Origin of the sequence: Microbacterium sp. ZKA21 (assembly GCF_050434165.1) — a bacterium.
GTDB lineage: Bacteria > Actinomycetota > Actinomycetes > Actinomycetales > Microbacteriaceae > Microbacterium.
Map to the genome: position 1 here is coordinate 21,188 of NZ_JBNPVV010000001.1, position 16,959 is coordinate 38,146.

The window sequence follows — 16,959 nt, forward strand, 5'->3', positions numbered from 1 at the left end:
CAGGCTCGTCCCCCGCTTCGATGGACAAGACGGCGACGCTCGCGTGGCTGCGCCGGATCTCCGGTGACATCGCGACGGTGACGATCAAGCGCCTGGAGGACACCCTTCCCTGGTACGCCGACATGCCACCGGCCCGCCGCTCCGCGGTCGGGCTGGTGGCTCAGGCCGGCATCACCTCGTTCATCCAGTGGTACGACGACCCCACCTCGACGCCGTGGATCGCCGCGGACATCTTCGCCGCGGCCCCGCGCGAGCTGCTGCGCAGCGTGAGCCTGCAGCAGACGCTCCAGCTCATCCGCGTCACCGTCGAGGTGACCGAGGAACGCGTGGCCGGAAAGGGCGAGCATCTCCGCGAGGCGATTCTGCTCTACTCCCGCGACGTGGCGTTCGCCGCCGCGGACGTGTACGCCCGTGCCGCCGAGGCGCGGGGCCTGTGGGACGCACGCCTCGAAGCCCTCGTCGTCGACTCGATCCTCACCGGCGAGGCCGATGAGGAGCTGCCGAGCCGGATCGCAGCGCTGGGATGGCACGGCCACGGCGAAGTCTGCGTGATCGTCGGGACGACCCCGCCGCAGTTCGACATCGACCAGGTGCGGCGCACCGCTCGCAAGCTCGCCGTCGACGTCCTGGTCGGGGTGCAGGGCTCGCGTCTCGTGCTCGTCATCGGGCGCGCGCACGACACCGACCACGAAGGCGATGACGACGAGCTCGCCTTCGACGAGATCGCGACGCGCCTCGAGCCGTCGTTCGGTCCGGGTTACGTCGTCGTCGGCCCCGCCGTGGCGGCACTGGTGGATGCCGGACAGAGCGCTCGTGCGGCACTCGCCGGATTCGCGGTCGCCCGCGCGTGGCGCGGCGCCCCCCGCCCCGTCGAGGCGGACGACCTGCTCCCGGAGCGCGCTCTCGCCGGAGACCCGCTCGCGAAGCACACGCTGATCGAACGCATCCATCGCCCGCTTCAGGCGCACTCCACCGACCTCGTCACGACGCTGTGGAGCTACCTCGACAACGGCCGCTCGCTCGAAGCGACCGCGCGGGAACTGTTCGTCCACCCGAACACGGTCCGCTACCGGCTCAAGCGCGTCAGCGAAGTCATCGGCTGGGACGCCACCGGTCCGCGCGAAGCGCTCATCCTGCAGACGGCGCTGATCCTCGGTTCGATCGGCACCATCGAACCGACCAGAAGACGCACGAACCCCCGCCGACCCCGCTGAGCGCTGTACGCCACACACAAGGGATCTTCACAATCTTGTGAGAGATCCCCCACTGTCCGGGGCGGATCGTTGGCAGACTGGACTGGTGATCGTCGTCGCCTGCCCTGGACAGGGCTCTCAGACCCCCGGCTTCCTCTCCCCCTGGCTCGAACTGGATGGCGTTGCGGAGCGTCTCGCGGCGTACTCCGAGGCCGCTCAGGTCGATCTCGTCGAGCACGGAACGGTGTCGGATGCCGACACCATCCGTGACACGCGCATCGCGCAGCCGCTGATCGTCGCGGCCTCGCTCATCGCGGGGCAGGAGCTCGAGAAGCGTGCCGGCCGCCGCGCGGACGGCACCGCCGGGCACTCCGTGGGCGAGATCGCCGCCCTCGTCGGCAGCGACGTGATCGACGCCGAGACCGGCATGCGCCTGGTCGGCATCCGTGGTCGGGTCATGGCGGATGCCGCGGCCCAGACCCCGACCGGCATGAGCGCGGTGCTCGGCGGCGACGAGGATGCGCTGCTCGCTCGCCTCGCCGAACTCGAACTCGCGCCTGCGAACTACAACGGCGGCGGTCAGATCGTCGTCGCCGGCGCCCTCCCGGCGCTGGAAGCACTCGCCGCCGAACCGCTCAAGGGCACCCGCGTCATCCCGCTGCAGGTGGCAGGCGCCTTCCACACCGCCTACATGCAGTCAGCCGTCGAGACGCTGCGGGATGCCGTGACCGCCGTCGAGACATCCGATCCGTCGCTGACGCTGTGGACCAACCGCGACGGCTCGGTCGTCACGAACGGCGCGCAGGCACTCGATCTCCTCGTCGGCCAGGTGGCGTCCCCCGTGCGATGGGACCTGTGCATGACATCGTTCACCGCGCACGGCATCACCGGCCTGATCGAGCTGGCACCGGCCGGTGCGCTCACGGGCCTCGCCAAGCGTGGTCTGCGCGGCGTGCCGACCGTCGCCGTCAAGACTCCCGAAGACCTCGATGCAGCGGCAGAGCTGCTGAACGGAGCAGCCGCGTGAGCGTCACACTGAAGCAGGCGACCGGTCCCGCGTACACCCGCATCTACGCCTACGGCGCGGCACGCGGTGAGAACGCGGTCCCGAACGAGGACCTCATCGAGCCGATCAACTCGAGCGACGAGTGGATCCGCCAGCGCACCGGCATCATCACCCGTGCACGGGCGGTGCCCGAGACCGACGCGATCGATCTCGCGACGACGGCTGCGGCCGAGGCCATCGAACGCAGCGGCGTGGATGCGGCGGACGTCGATCTCGTCATCGTCGCGACGATCAGCAATCCGAAGCAGTCGCCCTCGGTCTCGGCGATCGTCGCCGACCGCGTCGGCGCCAACCCCGCGGCCGCCTACGACATCAACGCGGCCTGCGCCGGTTACGCCTACGCCGTCGCGCAGGCCGATGCGCTGATCAAGTCCGGTGCTGCGCGCTACGCACTCGTGATCGGCACCGAGAAGCTCTCGGACATCGTCGACCCCGCCGATCGCAGCATCTCCTTCCTGCTCGGCGACGGCGCAGGCGCAGCACTCATCGGCCCGAGCGAGACCCCCGGCATCGCGCCGGCCGTGTGGGGTTCGGACGGATCCAAGGCGGATGCCGTCGGCATGAACCACACCCTCACCGAGTTCCGCGACGGAGCGGCACCGTGGCCCACTCTTCGCCAGGAGGGCCCCACGGTGTTCCGCTGGGCCGTCTGGGAGATGGCGAAGGTCGCCCGCGAAGCGCTGGACGTCGCCGGCATCGAGGCGACCGACCTCGCCGCCTTCATCCCCCACCAGGCGAACATGCGCATCATCGACGAGTTCGCCAAGCAGCTGAAGCTGCCGGAGACCACGGTCATCGCGCGCGACATCGAGACGACGGGCAACACGTCGGCCGCGTCGATCCCGCTCGCAAGCCACCGTCTGATGGCCGAGCACCCCGAGCTGTCCGGCGGTCTCGCGCTGCAGATCGGCTTCGGTGCTGGTCTCGTCTTCGCGGCGCAGGTCGTCGTCCTGCCCTGATCCGCGCCCGTGGTTGCCTAGACTGTTCCACGGTTCCGATAACAACCCGCAAGAAAGAGGAAGACCACATGGCTTTCACCAACGATGAGGTCCTCGCCGGCCTCGCAGAGCTCATCACCGACGAGACGGGCATCAACGCCTCCGAGGTCGCGCTCGAGAAGTCCTTCACCGACGACCTCGACATCGACTCGATCTCGATGATGACCATCGTCGTCAACGCCGAGGAGAAGTTCGGCGTCACCATTCCGGACGACGAGGTCAAGAACCTCAAGACCGTCGGTGACGCGGTCAGCTTCATCGTCGCCGGCCAGGAGTAAGACCTGACGGATGCCACCCCCGCGTCATGCGGGCGTGGCATCCTCCGGCTCACCCCGCACCACCTGCTCCGCTCCCGCTCGAAGGAACCACACCCCATGACCAAGCGCATCGTCGTCACCGGCATCGGCGCCACGTCCGCGATCGGCGGCACGGCCCCGGAGAACTGGACCAACCTGCTCGCCGGCATGTCCGGAGGCCGCACCCTCGAGCACGAATGGGTCGCCGAGCTCGAACTCCCGGTCACGTTCGCCGCCGAAGCGATCGTGCGCCCCGAAGAGGTGCTCGCCCGCCCGGTGGCCAAGCGCCTCGACCCGTCGTCGCAGTTCGCCCTGATCGCCGCCATGGAAGCGTGGGAGGACGCCGGAGCCCCGGACGTCGACCCCGAGCGCCTCGGCGTCGATTTCGCCACCGGCATCGGCGGCGTGTGGACGCTGCTCGACGCCTGGGACACCCTGCGCGAGAAGGGCCCGCGTCGCGTCATGCCGATGACGGTCCCGATGCTCATGCCGAACTCGGCAGCGGGCAACCTCTCCCTGCACTTCACGGCCCGTGCCTTCGCCCGCACCGTCGCATCCGCATGCGCGTCCAGCACCGAATCGCTCGTGAACGCGTACGAGCACCTGCAGGCCGGCCTCGCCGACGTCGTGATCGCCGGAGGCACCGAATCGGCCATCCATCCGATCACGATCGCGTCCTTCGCGTCGATGCAGGCGCTCTCGCGCCGCAATGACGACCCGTCGACAGCATCGCGCCCCTACTCCGTCGACCGCGACGGCTTCGTGATGGGCGAGGGCGCCGCGGTGCTCATCCTCGAGACCGAAGAGCACGCCAAGGCGCGCGGCGCCAAGATCTATGCCGAACTCGTCGGCGGCGGCGTCACGGCCGACGCGTACCACATCACCGCCAACGCACCGGAGGGTGCGACCCGCGCCGTGAAGCTGGCACTGGAAGCGGCCGGACGCACGCCGGACGAGATCACCCACGTCAACGCGCACGCCACTTCCACGCCGGTCGGCGACCCGAACGAGTACACCGCGCTGAAGAACGTCATCGGCGACCGCGTGCATTCCGTCCCGGTCTCCGCGACGAAGGCGTCCACAGGCCATCTGCTCGGCGGCACCGGCGCGCTGGAGGCGATCTTCACGGTGCTCGCGATCCAGAACCGCGTCGCACCGCCCACGATCAACCTCACCACGCAGGATCCGGAGATCCCCCTGCTCGTCTCCGGTGATCCGCAGCCACTGGGCGATGGCCCGCAGCTCGCCATCAGCAACTCGTTCGGATTCGGCGGCCACAACGCGGTCGCCGCGTTCGCCGACTACGAGGGCTGATCCGCGCAGACGTCGGCCCCGGTCCGGTTCTCCGGATCGGGGCCTTCGTCGTGCGGGGCGGGATTCGCTTTCTCAGCATCCGGGTCCGATCACCGGAGTCCGATACCGACGCCTCCAGGCGCCCCGGGTCTGTGTCGTCGGCTCAGCCGACCTTGTGCAGCCAGACGACGCGCGCGTCGTCGCTGGCGTGACGGAACGGCTCGAGCTCTTCGTCCCAGGCGGAGCCGAGTGCGACGTCCAGCTCGCGCTGAAGCTCGATGGCGCTGCCGGCGGCGATCTCCATGGCGTACCGGATGCGGTCCTCGCCGATCACGATGTTGCCCGCGGCATCCGTCTGCGCGTAGTGGATGCCGAGATCAGGCGTGTGCAGCCATCGGCCGCCGTCGTTGCGCGGGGTCGGATCCTCGGTGACCTCGAAGCGCAGGTGCTCCCACCCGCGGATCGCCGTGGCGAGGGCGGCACCGGTTCCGACCGGACCGTCCCAGTAGAACTCGGCACGGCGAGAGCCTTCGAGGACGGGCTGCTCGGCCCAGTCGAAGTTCACTGCACGACCGATAGCGCGTCCCACCGCCCATTCGAGGTGCGGGCAGAGCGCGCGAGGTGCGGAGTGGATGTACACCACTCCGCGTGCGTAAGCCGTCGCCATGATCTCTCCGTTTCATCAGGTGCGTCTTCCCCAACGACCTGAACCTCACGAAGAAGTGGCGAGAATATGCGGTTATGCGCCCATTCTCATACACGAAGGCGGAAATCACAAGCATGTGATTCCCGCCTTCGTGCGAATCGGAGGAGGGTCAGGCCTCGCTCATGGCCTGCTTGACCTGCTGGCCCTTCGCCGCGTAGTACGCGGCACGAGCGGCATCCTTGCGGGCCTGCTCGGCGTAACCGGCCTCGAGCACGTCCTGCGGCAGCTCGAACTGCGTGTGCGTGCTGGTTCCGTTGTACTTCTCGATGTAGGCGTCCAGCTCAGGACCCGACGTCCACGACGTGATCAGGTTGTAGCGCGGCTCGCTGCCCACGTGCGTCGCGGCGTGCCAGAGACGCTGCGTGTCGATGATGAGCTGTGCGCCGGCCGGCAGCGCGATGCGCACCTCACCGGCAGGGTCGGTGCGGTTCTCGCGCAGGACGAAGAAGCTGTCCTTGTCGTCCGAGAGGTTGAAGAAGCCCCGAACCACCCACCCTGTGCCGTCCGGGTTCAGTCGGTTGTTGTCGTCCTGGTGCAGGTTGTAGAGGCACTCGCCGTAGGTGTTCGGCTGCAGTTCGATCACGCGGCAGCGGCCGACGTTGGCGCCGGGTTCCTGCGCGCGTCGCGTGAGATTCGGGGCCTTGGCCGTCTGCTCGTCGATCCAGACGCCGTCCTTGTCAGTGCGCGGCGGCTTGTGGTTCCAGAAGCCGTTGCATTCGATCTCGCCCTTGGCGCTCGCGAGCGGCGCGAAGCGCGTGTCGCCGGAGGACTTCCAGTCGACGTACTCGATGTCGAGCCATTCCTTGGGGTCGAGCGCCTGGTTGTAGCTGTCGAGGACGACGAAGCCGGTCTCTTCGAGGGCTTCGGACTTGATGTATCCCATGATCCGAGTCATGTTCCTTTCATCGGGGGCCAGCACGTTTTAACAGGCCCTGATAAGGCAAGCCTAACAGCGAGCTCCGCGCGTGCCGTGGAGCTCGACCGTGCAAAATGCTCGCGGGCTAGACTCGATCAGGCGGGTCTCGGACTCCCGCTTTCTCCGGAGGCATCACTCAGTCATGGCAACGGCCACCAACGTCGAAGCGACCGCAGTACACACGATCGAATGGCTCGCAGCCCCCGCCACGACCATCGTCGTGCCGGTCTATCAGCGGCAGTACCGCTGGGACATCGGTGCATGCGAGCGGCTGCTGTCCGATGTCAGAGCCGTCTCCGATGAGGATGACGCGCACCGCCACTTCATCGGGTCGATCCTGTCGGCCCAGGATGCCGCGGCTGACGATCTGATCCTCATCGACGGTCAGCAGCGCATCACGACGCTGATGCTGCTGGTCGCAGCACTGCACCACGCCGTCCGCGGGCATGACGAGGCCATGGCCGCCGAACTCGAGCGCGTGCTCGTGCGGGCCGACGACTCCCGCCGGACGAAGCTGCGCCCGCACGATGCGTGGGCCGAGCTCTACGAGACCGTCGTGCTCGACCGTCGGGACGACGCCGAACGCGAATCGCGGTTCGACGACAACTACGCGTTCTTCCGCAGTCAGGTGCACGCAGACGAGGCTCCCCGCATCTGGCGCGGTCTGAAGAAACTCGAACACGTCTCGATCACTCTCGGCCCCGACGCCAACGCGCAGCAGATCTTCGAGAGCCTGAACTCCACGGGTGAACCGCTGCGGGATCACGAACTGATCCACAATTACATCCTGATGGGGCTCACGCACGCCGAGCAGCGGGACGTCGAGGAGCGGTTCTGGCTCCCCATCGAAGAGCACACCGGAGAGGCGATCGGCGCGTTCTGGCGGCACTACCTCGTCATGCGCACGGGGCGTGAGGTCACGGCCAACGGCGAGCACGGCGTGTACAGCGCCTTCCGGCACTCGTTCCCTCGCGTGGACATCGCGCACCTCGAAGCGGATGCCGCGCTCTGGCGTCACTTCGCCGAGATCTACGGCATCCTGTTGGATCCGTCGCGCGAGCAGGATGCCGACGTCCGCCGTCAGCTGCAGTTCGTGAACACGTTCGGTCGTGCCGCCTACCCGCTGGTGATGAGCGCCTACAGCGAGCACGCCCGGGGACTGATCCCTCGCGACGAGTTCATCGAGACGCTGGAGCGGGTGCAGGCGATGTATCTGCGCCGCGCGATCGTGAACCTGCCGACCGACCGGCTGATCGCCCGGCTGTGCCGCGCCCGGACCGCCGGGCGCGATTCGCTCATGCGCGCGATCGCCCGCATCACGCCGTCGGACGAACGCGTCAGCGCCGTGCTCAAATACGGTGAGCTCCCGCATGCGGCCTATGTACTCGGCAGGCTCGAGGACGTCGATGACATCGCGGAATACGATCTCGAGCACATCGTTCCCGCCGCCCCCGGCGACACCTGGTCCGGTGACGGGAAACGCGCGTGGAGCGAGCTGACCGAGGACGAGCAGAACAGCCATCGTGCCCTCGCGCCGACGCTCGGGAACCTCACGTTGCTGGAGCAGTCGCTCGCGGAGCGCGTGTTCGGCGAGTCGTTCCCGGACAAGCAGAGGGACGCGTATGCGCGCAGCGGTGTCGCCGCCACTCGCGCTCTCGCCGAAGCGGACGCCTGGGGCACCGCGGCGATCACGCAGCGCACGGTGCGACTCACCGAGGAGCTCGTCCGCATCTGGACGCGCCCCGAGCTGCCGGAGATCGACGACGACGGCCTCACCCCGATCCTGGACGCCGTGCGCCGTCGCGGCTGGCCGGCCGGATGGGACCGCGAGTTCTCGTACGTCGAGTACCGGGGCGAGCACTGGGACGTCCGCGATGTGAAGTACCTCTTCAACCGCGTGTTCCGGAGGGCCTGGACGGACGACCGTGCCGCCGCCCTGTCCTACAGTGCACGTCACGGCGGGCCGATCTACGACGCGATGGCGTGGAAGGGACACTGGGACGAACTCGACGACGCCCATTTCCTCTACATGGGCTGGGATTCCAACTACATGATGAGCGCCGTGCAGGGCGTGCTCGAACAGTCCGGCATCGCCGCCGAGGTCTTCGTCAAGTACTCCTACATCGGGGATGTGATGTGATGCGGCGCAAGGCTCCTGCCCTCTCGCCCTCGAGAGAATCGACCGATCCGCTCGAGCAGATGTTCGCGGACATCGCGCTCGGCTGGAACAGCGATTCTCCGCTCGAGTGCGAATGCGATCACGGCGATGATGATGCGTACTTCGCGTGCGGCCGTCGAGCGAAGTGGCGGGTGACGATCGATTGCACGTGCGGCGAGAACCATCCCCGCACGGTGGAGCTGCTGTGCACGAAGTGCCTGCGCACGGCACGCGAGGACCTCGGCGAGGAATCGGTCACCGCACGTCCGCTGTGACCGGCCCCGATACTCCGCGCGGTGCGGCGCGTCAACCCGGTAGGCCGATCCGGCGGCCGCTCCTACCGTGAGCACATCACGAGAGGAGACGATCATGTCGAACCCCTACCCCGCACCCTTCCCGTTCACACCGGATGACGCGGATGCCGAAGACCGCGTCACCCGCGAGGTCGACGGCGACGAGGTCCTCGATGAGGACATCGACGCCGATCAGGTGGACAGTTCAGAGGCCGACCGGCTCGCGGCCGGCGGATCGGACGACGACGCATGACCTCCTCGCCGGGCACGCCCGAGGAGCAGTCGGGCGAGAAGCTCCCCTCCGACGATGACTTGATCGAGCCGAGCACCGAGAAGGAGCCGTCCGACGAGCCGCAGGCCCCGCGCCGTACGGAACCCGAGCCGAGCCATGAAGCAGTCGGCATCGGCGTCGTCGGACGACCGCAGGTCGAGAACGACGCCACCGAAGAGCGCTGAGATCACCCGCGCAGCGACTCGGCCACCTCTCGCAGAGCGTCCGCCGAACGGTGCAGCAGCACTGCCTCCTCATCCGAGAAGGTCGTCGCGCGGATCGGCACGGCGCCCGCGGCGCTCACGACCGAGGGCACGGACAGGGCGACCCCGTCCACGCCGTGAAAATCCTCCAGCACAGTGCTCACCGGCATCACCGCGTGCTCGTCACCGAGGATCGCCTCGATGATCCGGGCGCTGGACAGCCCGATCGCGTAGTTGGTCGCGCCTTTGCCGCGGATGACCGTGTACGCGGCATCCCGGACGTCGACGGCGATCGCGTCGAGCTCTTCCCTGCTCATTCGCGGGTGCCCCGGCGTCTCCCACTCCAGGATCGGGACGGTGCCGATCGTCGTCCTCGACCAGAGGGGGAACTCCGTGTCGCCGTGCTCCCCCACGATGTACGCGTGGACGCTGGAGGTCGACACGCCGGCCCGCTCGGCGAGCTTCCAGCGCAGCCGCGAGGTGTCGAGGACGGTCCCCGACGCGAAGATCCGCTCCCGCGGGAGTCCGGTCGCCTCGCGTGCCAGCACCGTGAGCACGTCGCACGGATTGGTGACGATCACGTAGACAGCGTCCGGTGCGACCTCCAGCAGCTGCGGCATCATGCTGCGGATGATGCCGGCGTTGACCGCCGCGAGCTCGATGCGCGTCTGCCCCGGCTTCTGCTTCGCACCAGCCGTGATCACGACGACGTGCGAACCGGCCACGACGGAGACGTCGCTGCCGCCGACGATGTCGCTCGAGCCCGTGAACTGCGTGCCGTGAGCGAGATCGAGAACCTCGGCTTCGACTTTCTCCGTCGCGATGTCGTACAGCGCGACGTGTCGTGCCGATCCCCGGATCAGGGCGGCGTACGCCACGCTGGAGCCGACGCTTCCCGCGCCGACGACGGTGACCTTCGAGTTCTCGATGACTGCCATGCGCTCAGTCTGTCAGTCCGGCGAAAGGAGGACGAGTGGTGGGGCCGGTGGGACTTGAACCCACGATCGTCGGGTTATGAGCCCGCTGCCTTGACCAGCTTGGCCACGGCCCCGTAGGACACCAGCCTATCGGTGCCCGCGGCACGTCACAGCGCGGCCGCCGACTCGTGGGTCCTCACGTGCGCGAGGTACGTCTCGGCGTTCGCGGTCAGGCCGGCTCTCTCCTCATCGGTGAGCGCGCGGCGCACCTTCGCGGGGACCCCAGCGACCAGCGAGCCGTCCGGGACCTCGATCCCGGCGAGGACGACGGCACCGCCGGCGATGAGGCATCCGGATCCGATCACGGCACCGGACAGCACCACGGCGCCCATTCCGACCAGCGAGCCGTCTCCGATCGTGCAGCCGTGCACGACGGCGTTGTGCCCGACCGATACCCGGCGCCCGAGGACGACCGGATGCCCGCTGTCCACGTGCACGGAGACGTTGTCCTGCAGATTGCTCTCCGCTCCGATCGTGATGGATGACGAGTCGGCGCGCAGGACGGCGTTGTACCAGACGCTGGAGCCGGCCTCGAGTGTCACGGCGCCGACCACGCGTGCGCCGTCGGCGACGAACACGTCGTCGGCGATCGACGGGGTGCGCTCTGCGAGGGCGATGATGGATGCCGATGGCGAGATGCTCATAAGGCGAGACTACCCTCAGAAGCCCGGAATTCCGCGGGATTCCGGGGTCGTAAGCCGAGCCTCAGCTTGCTTGCGGAATGGCTGAGGCTGAGTACGGTTGTGTTCAACAGGTACGAAGAAGACGTCCGGGAGGAACCAGAATGAGCAAGGCACAGACCATCTCCACCACCGCCAGCGACCCGACGGTCGCCGCAGCCGCCGCACAGTTCCTCTCGCCGGTGGTCCTCGGGCTGCAGGCCCTCACGATCAACGGCAAGCAGGCGCACTGGCACGTCCGCGGTGCCAACTTCATCGGCGTGCACGAGCTTCTCGACACGATCGTCGCGCACGCCGGCGACTTCGCCGACACCGCCGCGGAGCGCATCGTCGCCCTCGGCCTGCCCATCGACGCCCGCGTGAGCGCGGTCGCCGCCAAGGCTCCGGACACCGGCGTTCCCGCGGGCTTCGCGCAGTCCGACGAGATCATCCGCACGATCGTCGCCGACATCGACGCGATTCTGGTCGACGCCAAGGCCGCCATCGACGGCCTCGATGAGATCGACCTCACCAGCCAGGACGTCGCGATCGAGATCATGCGCGGCCTCGAGAAGGACCGCTGGTTCCTCGTGGCGCACGTCGCCGCGTAAGCACAGTCGACCGAATGCCCCGGGATGACCTCCCGGGGCATTCGTCGTCATGCCCGATATGTGAGGCGCCCGGCCAGAGTCGTCGCGAGCACCGGCATGCGCCGCAGAACCTCGCGGTCCGCCGAGCGCGGATCGGCCCCGCACACCACCAGGTCCGCCGGGGCTCCCGGTCTGACCGAGGTCCGCACGCTCGCCGCGATCGCCTCATCGATGCTCAGTCGTTCGTCGGGATGCCACGGCTCGCCGCCTTCGGCCCCGCGAGTCACCGCGGCCGCGATCGCGTGCCACGGATCCAGGGGCGCCACCGGCGCGTCCGAGCCGAGGCGCAACGGGATCCCCGCTCGCAGCAGCGAGGCCAGCGGGTAGGCCAACGCCGTCTGATCGGCCCAGAGCAGTGCCGCCATCTCGCGGTCGTCCAGCGCGTGCTGCGGCTGCACGCTTGCGGTCAGTCCCAGCCTCGCCATCCGCGACAGATCCGCATGGCGGATCAGCTGCGCATGCTCGATCGTGCCGGCGGCTCCGGTCTGTGCGAACGCGTCGAGTGCGGATGCCGCGGCGCGGTCGCCGATCGCATGCACCGATGCCTCCAGTCCCGCGCCCGCGGCGCGGGTGAGCAGGTCGACCAGTTCGGCGAGTTCGACGGTCATGACTCCGCGGCCGTCGCCCGGATACGGCTCCGAGCAGGCGGCGGTGCGGGTGCCGAGCGAGCCGTCGCTGATGACCTTGAGCCGTCCTACGGTCACGATGCCGCCGGTGCCGACGGCATCCCCGGTCCGCAGTCCATCGGAGATGGCGCGGTCGAGGTCCGCAGGATAGACCGCGAACTCGACGCGATGCGCGTCGAAGCCCTCCGCCCGTCGCCGCTCCCATGCGTCCGCGTTCCACGCCATGTCGAAGTCGACGATGCCGGTGATGCCCCGCGCCGCCGCACGGTCGGCCGCCGCGCGCACGGCACGGTCAGCGTGCACCGGGTCCACGGCGTTGAGTCGGCGCGAGATCTCGAACGCATCCTCCTCGCGCAGCACGCCGTCCACGGACGCGAAGCCCTCGCGTGCGAGTGCGGTCGAGTTGAGCCAGACACTGTGCACATCCGCGTTGATGAGGTAGGTCGGAGCGTCGCCGGTCGCGGCATCCAGAACCGGACGGTCCGGTGCGTCCGGCCAGAGCGCGTCGCGGAACCCGGTGCCGATCCGCCGTCCATCCGACCGGACCGGTGCCGTCGACATCAGCGCGGCCGCTTCACGCGCCGACGCGGCATCGCCCAGCCAGCGGCGCTCCGATGCCAGCGCCCACTGCACCGCATGCACATGCCCGTCCCACAGTCCCGGCAGGATCCAGGCTCCTTCGGCATCCAGGACCTCGCCCGTCAGCGTGACGGCGCCGGTTGGCGCGATGTCGGCGATCCGACCATCGCGGAGCACGACATCGACCGGTTCGTCGTCGAACAGGAACTCCCGTCCTGGCCCGGCCACGCGTACGGCGCGCAGCGCATCGACGTACTCGCGGGTCACGAGACCGCCTGCGTGCGCGCGTCCTGCGCCCTGCGCATCTCCGCGGCCAGCGCCGGGTTGGCGTAGACGCCGTCGGACTGCAGTTCGGCGATCACGTTCTCGATCGTCGCGGCATCCTTGTTCTGGCTGAGCTTGCGCTTTGCGACCACCCTGGTCGGGGTGAGACGGAAGCCGACCGTCCCCGCCTCCAGCCGGCGCACGAACGCCTCATCGTTCGGGCGCTCCCACATGAGCCGAGGATCCGGCATCCGCGATTCGAATCGCTCCACGAGCCGGTCGAGCACCTGCAGGTTCTCCTCGGGCGTGAGCAGCTCGGGCACTCCGGACAGATGCACCGCCGTGTAGTTCCAGGTCGGCACGCTCGCCGCCTCCGGGTCGTACCATCCGGGCGAGATGTACCCGTGCGGGCCCTGAAGCACCACCAGCAGTTCGCGGTCGCCCATGCCGTGGATCAGGTCATCGGGGCGCCCGACGTGCCCCACCACGGTGAGGTCGTCGCGGTCCTCGTCCAGCAGCACGACGTAGTGCGACGCGACAAGACCGACGTCACCGGCACTGACGATTGTGGCCCACGGGTTCAGGTCGATCACCCGCCTCATCTCGGCGATGTCGGCGAGCGTGAAGCTGGGATTCTGGCGCATGGGTCCAGATTACGATGCGGCGGCGGGACCGTCGCCGCACCGCCGCATCGTCTCGTTCACGTCGGCTACTTCGCGTCGACGACCGGGATGGCCTGAGTCTTCCACTCCTCGAAGCCCTTGTCCCCCGCCATGAAGGCGTTGACCTCGGCCGTGCCGGCACGCAGCTTCGGATCGTTGTCGAGGTACTTCTTCGTCTCACGGGCGATCAGGCCGGACAGGACGAGCAGTCCGATGAGGTTCGGCAGCGCCATGAGTCCGTTCATCACGTCGGAGAACGCCCAGACGACGCCGAGCTGCACCGTGCAGCCCACGAACACGACGAGCGAGAACACGACCCGGAACGGCATGACCGCCCGCCGCCCGAGCAGGCGTTCGATGCAGCGTTCACCGTAGTACGACCAGCCGAGGATCGTGGAACCGGCGAACATCACCAGGCCGATCGTGACGATGTAGTGCCCCCACTCGCCCGGGAGACCGTGTGAGAACGCCTCCCCCGTCATGAGCGCAGGGCTGATCGCCTCGCCCGTCTCGGGGTCGGTCATGTTCCAGACGCCGGTCGTGATGATCACGAGGCCCGTGCACGTGACGACGATGATCGTGTCGATGAACGTCTGCGTCATCGAGACGAGGCCCTGGCGCACAGGGTGGCTGGTCTTGGCCGCCGCCGCCGCGATCGCAGCCGAGCCCATGCCGGACTCGTTCGAGAAGATGCCGCGGGCCACGCCGAACTGCACCGCGATGATGATCGCGGACCCGGCGAATCCGCCGATCGGAGCTGTTCCGGTGAACGCATCCGTGAAGATCTGCGCGAACGCGGCGGGTACGTCGGCGATGTTCACGATGAGGATGTACAGCGCCCCGAGCACGTAGAAGATGATCATGATCGGAACGAGACCGGCGGTGACCCGCCCGATCGACTTGATGCCTCCGACGAGCACCACCAGTGCGAAGGCCGTGAGCACGAGCCCTGTCACCCAGGTCGGGACGGAGAAGCTGTTCTCCATGTTCGACGCGATCGAGTTCCCCTGGGTCATGTTGCCGATGCCGAACGACGCGATCACCGCGGCGATCGCGAAGAACAGCGCGAGGAACTTCCCGAAGCGGTTCGGGATTCCGCGCTCCAGGTAGTACTGCGGTCCGCCCGACTTCTCGCCAGCGGCATCCGTCTTGCGGAACCGAACGCCGAGGAAGGCCTCGGAGTACTTGGACGCCATCCCGAGCAGGCCCGTGATCCACATCCAGAACAGCGCTCCTGGACCGCCGATGCCGATCGCGGTCGCCACGCCGACGATGTTCCCGGTGCCCACTGTCGCCGCCAGGGCCGTCGTGAGCGCCTGGAACTGCGAGATGTCGCCATCCGAGTCCGGATCCTTGCGGGTGAACAGCCCCAGACGCAATGCCGATCCCAGGCGCAGGAACTGGATTCCGCCGAGACGGATGGTCAAGTAGAGGCCAGTGCCGAGCAGCAGCGGGATGAGGACGAAGGGCCCCCAGATGATGCCGCTGAGCCAGGACAGGAAGCCTTCGATTCCGGAGAGATCCACAGGTGCTCCAATCGTGCGTCGTTGCACGGAATGCTTTCACAGCATGCACTCAGGATCCAGCGCGACCTGCCGGTTCCGGCCGAATCATGCCTGGCAGGACGGGCACCAGTACAGCTTGCGGGCGCCGATCTCCTCCAGGGCGATCTCGGTTCCGCAGATCCGACAGGGCAGCCCTGCGCGGTGGTACACCCAGTGCCGGTCGTCCCGACTCGCCATCGCCGCTCGGTACTGTGCGGGCGAGAGGTCGTCCATCGTCATCATCTGACCGGTCTCCACCCCGATCGCCAGCAGCCGCACCCAATCGCGCCACAGCTCCCGCACGAGCTCCTCCGGCACGTCGCGACCAGGAGTGTGCGGGTTCAAGCGCGCTCGGAACAGCATCTCGGCGCGATAGACGTTGCCGATGCCGCTGACGACGGCCTGGTCCATGAGGAGCAGCGCGATCGCGGTCTGCCGCTTGCGAACGGCGTTCACGAAGCGCTCTTCGCCCTCGTCCGGATCCCCGACGAGGGGGTCCGGCCCGAGCTTCGCGACGGTCGCGAGCATCTCCTCCGGGGTCTGGAGCACACATGCCGTGGGGCCACGAAGGTCGGCGCACGTCGGGCCACCGGCGAGTGGAGAGAGCGTGGGTGCCGTCATCAGCCGCAGGCGCACCTGCCCGACCACCGGCGGGGGCCACTGCGCATCGTCATCCGCGAGTTCTTTCGTCTGCTCCGACATCCGGACGTGCACGCGGGTCCTGCGCGGGGCCCCGATGGAGGAGAGCGAGTTCTCCCCCGCGTCATCCAGGATCGCATCGGCCTCGTCGAGGTCGGTGCCGCGCTGATTCGTCTGGCCCATCCGACCGTTCGCCGACGCGATCGTCGGATCGACGAGGATCTCCCCCGCGAAGTCCCACGCGCCGTACAGGCCAAGGTGCACCCGCAACCAGACATCGCCCTCGGTCTCGAGGAACATCTGCTTCCCGACGGCCTGAACGCTCAGAGCCTCGCGCCCGTCGAGCACGGCAGCGCCCTCGGCGAAGCGCCCCTGCGGACTCGATGCAGCCAGGCGCTTGCCGACGAAGTTCCGAGCGAACTGACGGGCGATGCGATGGACGGAATGCCCCTCTGGCATATCAGGCCCTGGGGTCCGGCAGCAGCGACCCGTCGCGCTCGTAGTCGGCGATCTGTCCGATGCGACGCACATGCCGCTCGTCGTTCGAGAAGGGGGTCGAGATGAATCGATCGATGAAGCTGACGACCTCGTCGAACGAGTGCTGGCGTGCGCCGATCGAGATCACATTGGCGTCGTTGTGCTCGCGGGCGAGTTCCGCCGTCGACAGGTTCCACACCAGCGCCGCGCGCACGCCCTCGACCTTGTTCGCGGCGATCTGCTCGCCGTTGCCCGAACCTCCGAACACCACGCCGAGCGCTTCGACGCCGGTGCGCTGGTCGCTGACGACGGCCTGGGCCGCGCGGATGCAGAACGCCGGGTAGTCATCCAGTGCGTCGTAATCGACGGGGCCGTGATCGACGACGTCATGACCGGCGCTGATGAGATGGTCCTGCAACTGGGTCGAGAAGTCGAGACCGGCATGATCGGTGGCGATGTGGATGCGCATGGTCCCATCCTATTGACGGT

General features: G+C 68.2%; 19 protein-coding genes and 1 tRNA gene. 10 read left to right on the top strand and 10 right to left on the bottom strand.

What is annotated here, in order from left to right:
• Positions 1-20: 20 nt before the first annotated feature.
• The 5 genes from M2317_RS00115 to M2317_RS00135 all read left to right on the top strand — a co-directional run bounded on the left by M2317_RS00115 (position 21) and on the right by M2317_RS00135 (position 4,867).
• Positions 21-1,214 (top strand): PucR family transcriptional regulator, encoded by a 1,194-nt coding sequence (locus M2317_RS00115; RefSeq protein WP_429457617.1) that lies wholly within the window; start codon positions 21-23, stop codon positions 1,212-1,214.
• A gap of 85 nt (positions 1,215-1,299) precedes the next feature.
• On the top strand, positions 1,300-2,220 hold the full coding sequence (locus tag M2317_RS00120) for an ACP S-malonyltransferase (protein ID WP_429456178.1): 921 nt from the start codon (positions 1,300-1,302) through the stop codon (positions 2,218-2,220).
• Entirely contained in the window at positions 2,217-3,218 is a 1,002-nt protein-coding gene (locus M2317_RS00125) for a beta-ketoacyl-ACP synthase III (protein ID WP_429456180.1), read from the top strand. The genes M2317_RS00120 and M2317_RS00125 overlap by 4 nt, the downstream gene beginning before the upstream one ends.
• A 68-nt stretch (positions 3,219-3,286) precedes the next feature.
• The gene (locus tag M2317_RS00130; protein ID WP_017830435.1) at positions 3,287-3,535 is read left to right on the top strand and encodes an acyl carrier protein; all 249 of its coding nucleotides are present in this window, start codon (positions 3,287-3,289) and stop codon (positions 3,533-3,535) included.
• Between the two features lie 96 nt (positions 3,536-3,631).
• Entirely contained in the window at positions 3,632-4,867 is a 1,236-nt protein-coding gene (locus tag M2317_RS00135) for a beta-ketoacyl-[acyl-carrier-protein] synthase family protein (protein WP_429456183.1), read from the top strand.
• Between the two features lie 142 nt (positions 4,868-5,009).
• Here the strand turns inward: M2317_RS00135 and M2317_RS00140 are convergent, their stop codons facing one another.
• Positions 5,010-5,513 (bottom strand): DUF3145 domain-containing protein, encoded by a 504-nt coding sequence (locus M2317_RS00140; protein WP_429456185.1) that lies wholly within the window; start codon positions 5,511-5,513, stop codon positions 5,010-5,012.
• A gap of 148 nt (positions 5,514-5,661) precedes the next feature.
• Positions 5,662-6,435: a hypothetical protein gene (locus M2317_RS00145; protein ID WP_429457619.1), complete on the bottom strand. Its 774-nt coding sequence runs from the start codon at positions 6,433-6,435 to the stop codon at positions 5,662-5,664.
• 175 nt (positions 6,436-6,610) lie between these two features.
• Here M2317_RS00145 and M2317_RS00150 point away from each other — a divergent pair, with 175 nt between their 5' ends.
• The 4 genes from M2317_RS00150 (at position 6,611) to M2317_RS00165 (ending at position 9,375) form a co-directional block, all read left to right on the top strand.
• The gene (locus tag M2317_RS00150; RefSeq protein WP_429456186.1) at positions 6,611-8,608 is read left to right on the top strand and encodes a DUF262 domain-containing protein; all 1,998 of its coding nucleotides are present in this window, start codon (positions 6,611-6,613) and stop codon (positions 8,606-8,608) included.
• Positions 8,609-8,667: 59 nt separating this feature from the next.
• Positions 8,668-8,901 carry a hypothetical protein gene (locus tag M2317_RS00155; RefSeq protein WP_429456188.1) on the top strand — a complete coding sequence of 78 codons (234 nt, stop codon included), beginning with the start codon at positions 8,668-8,670 and terminating at the stop codon, positions 8,899-8,901.
• A 94-nt stretch (positions 8,902-8,995) separates the two neighbouring features.
• The gene (locus M2317_RS00160; protein WP_429456190.1) at positions 8,996-9,172 is read left to right on the top strand and encodes a hypothetical protein; all 177 of its coding nucleotides are present in this window, start codon (positions 8,996-8,998) and stop codon (positions 9,170-9,172) included.
• Positions 9,169-9,375: a hypothetical protein gene (locus M2317_RS00165; protein WP_429456192.1), complete on the top strand. Its 207-nt coding sequence runs from the start codon at positions 9,169-9,171 to the stop codon at positions 9,373-9,375. The genes M2317_RS00160 and M2317_RS00165 overlap by 4 nt, the downstream gene beginning before the upstream one ends.
• A gap of 2 nt (positions 9,376-9,377) precedes the next feature.
• On the opposite strand, the gene M2317_RS00170 is transcribed toward M2317_RS00165, so the two are convergent.
• From M2317_RS00170 to M2317_RS00180, 3 genes are all read right to left on the bottom strand, one after another.
• Positions 9,378-10,331 (bottom strand): L-lactate dehydrogenase, encoded by a 954-nt coding sequence (locus M2317_RS00170; protein WP_429456193.1) that lies wholly within the window; start codon positions 10,329-10,331, stop codon positions 9,378-9,380.
• A 36-nt stretch (positions 10,332-10,367) separates the two neighbouring features.
• Positions 10,368-10,444, bottom strand: a tRNA-Ile gene (locus M2317_RS00175).
• Between the two features lie 33 nt (positions 10,445-10,477).
• Positions 10,478-11,014 (bottom strand): gamma carbonic anhydrase family protein, encoded by a 537-nt coding sequence (locus tag M2317_RS00180; protein ID WP_429456195.1) that lies wholly within the window; start codon positions 11,012-11,014, stop codon positions 10,478-10,480.
• Between the two features lie 140 nt (positions 11,015-11,154).
• Between M2317_RS00180 and M2317_RS00185 the strand changes: the two genes are divergently transcribed.
• Entirely contained in the window at positions 11,155-11,640 is a 486-nt protein-coding gene (locus tag M2317_RS00185; RefSeq protein WP_429456197.1) for a Dps family protein, read from the top strand.
• Positions 11,641-11,687: 47 nt separating this feature from the next.
• On the opposite strand, the gene M2317_RS00190 is transcribed toward M2317_RS00185, so the two are convergent.
• The 5 genes from M2317_RS00190 to M2317_RS00210 form a co-directional block, all read right to left on the bottom strand.
• The gene (locus M2317_RS00190) at positions 11,688-13,151 is read right to left on the bottom strand and encodes an amidohydrolase (protein ID WP_429456199.1); all 1,464 of its coding nucleotides are present in this window, start codon (positions 13,149-13,151) and stop codon (positions 11,688-11,690) included.
• Positions 13,148-13,792, bottom strand: coding sequence for an FMN-binding negative transcriptional regulator (locus tag M2317_RS00195; RefSeq protein WP_429456201.1), 645 nt, complete (start codon positions 13,790-13,792; stop codon positions 13,148-13,150). Before M2317_RS00195 ends, M2317_RS00190 begins: the two co-directional genes overlap by 4 nt.
• 65 nt (positions 13,793-13,857) lie before the next feature.
• Positions 13,858-15,321, bottom strand: a complete 1,464-nt coding sequence (locus tag M2317_RS00200; protein ID WP_429457621.1) for an alanine/glycine:cation symporter family protein — start codon at positions 15,319-15,321, stop codon at positions 13,858-13,860.
• 99 nt (positions 15,322-15,420) lie between these two features.
• Positions 15,421-16,452, bottom strand: a complete 1,032-nt coding sequence (locus M2317_RS00205) for an Fpg/Nei family DNA glycosylase (protein ID WP_429456203.1) — start codon at positions 16,450-16,452, stop codon at positions 15,421-15,423.
• A 1-nt stretch (position 16,453) separates the two neighbouring features.
• Positions 16,454-16,939: a ribose-5-phosphate isomerase gene (locus M2317_RS00210; RefSeq protein ID WP_429456205.1), complete on the bottom strand. Its 486-nt coding sequence runs from the start codon at positions 16,937-16,939 to the stop codon at positions 16,454-16,456.
• Positions 16,940-16,959 lie beyond the last annotated feature (20 nt).

Bases quoted from the DNA above. Each gene is read 5' to 3' on its own strand.
- M2317_RS00115 (WP_429457617.1), top strand. From the start codon at position 21: ATGGACAAGACGGCGACGCTCGCGTGGCTGCGCCGGATCTCCGGTGAC.
- M2317_RS00130 (WP_017830435.1), top strand. From the start codon at position 3,287: ATGGCTTTCACCAACGATGAGGTCCTCGCCGGCCTCGCAGAGCTCATC.
- M2317_RS00135 (WP_429456183.1), top strand. From the start codon at position 3,632: ATGACCAAGCGCATCGTCGTCACCGGCATCGGCGCCACGTCCGCGATC.
- M2317_RS00140 (WP_429456185.1), bottom strand. From the start codon at position 5,513: ATGGCGACGGCTTACGCACGCGGAGTGGTGTACATCCACTCCGCACCT.
- M2317_RS00145 (WP_429457619.1), bottom strand. From the start codon at position 6,435: ATGGGATACATCAAGTCCGAAGCCCTCGAAGAGACCGGCTTCGTCGTC.
- M2317_RS00150 (WP_429456186.1), top strand. From the start codon at position 6,611: ATGGCAACGGCCACCAACGTCGAAGCGACCGCAGTACACACGATCGAA.
- M2317_RS00155 (WP_429456188.1), top strand. From the start codon at position 8,668: ATGTTCGCGGACATCGCGCTCGGCTGGAACAGCGATTCTCCGCTCGAG.
- M2317_RS00160 (WP_429456190.1), top strand. From the start codon at position 8,996: ATGTCGAACCCCTACCCCGCACCCTTCCCGTTCACACCGGATGACGCG.
- M2317_RS00165 (WP_429456192.1), top strand. From the start codon at position 9,169: ATGACCTCCTCGCCGGGCACGCCCGAGGAGCAGTCGGGCGAGAAGCTC.
- M2317_RS00170 (WP_429456193.1), bottom strand. From the start codon at position 10,331: ATGGCAGTCATCGAGAACTCGAAGGTCACCGTCGTCGGCGCGGGAAGC.
- M2317_RS00180 (WP_429456195.1), bottom strand. From the start codon at position 11,014: ATGAGCATCTCGCCATCGGCATCCATCATCGCCCTCGCAGAGCGCACC.
- M2317_RS00185 (WP_429456197.1), top strand. From the start codon at position 11,155: ATGAGCAAGGCACAGACCATCTCCACCACCGCCAGCGACCCGACGGTC.
- M2317_RS00195 (WP_429456201.1), bottom strand. From the start codon at position 13,792: ATGCGCCAGAATCCCAGCTTCACGCTCGCCGACATCGCCGAGATGAGG.
- M2317_RS00205 (WP_429456203.1), bottom strand. From the start codon at position 16,452: ATGCCAGAGGGGCATTCCGTCCATCGCATCGCCCGTCAGTTCGCTCGG.
- M2317_RS00210 (WP_429456205.1), bottom strand. From the start codon at position 16,939: ATGCGCATCCACATCGCCACCGATCATGCCGGTCTCGACTTCTCGACC.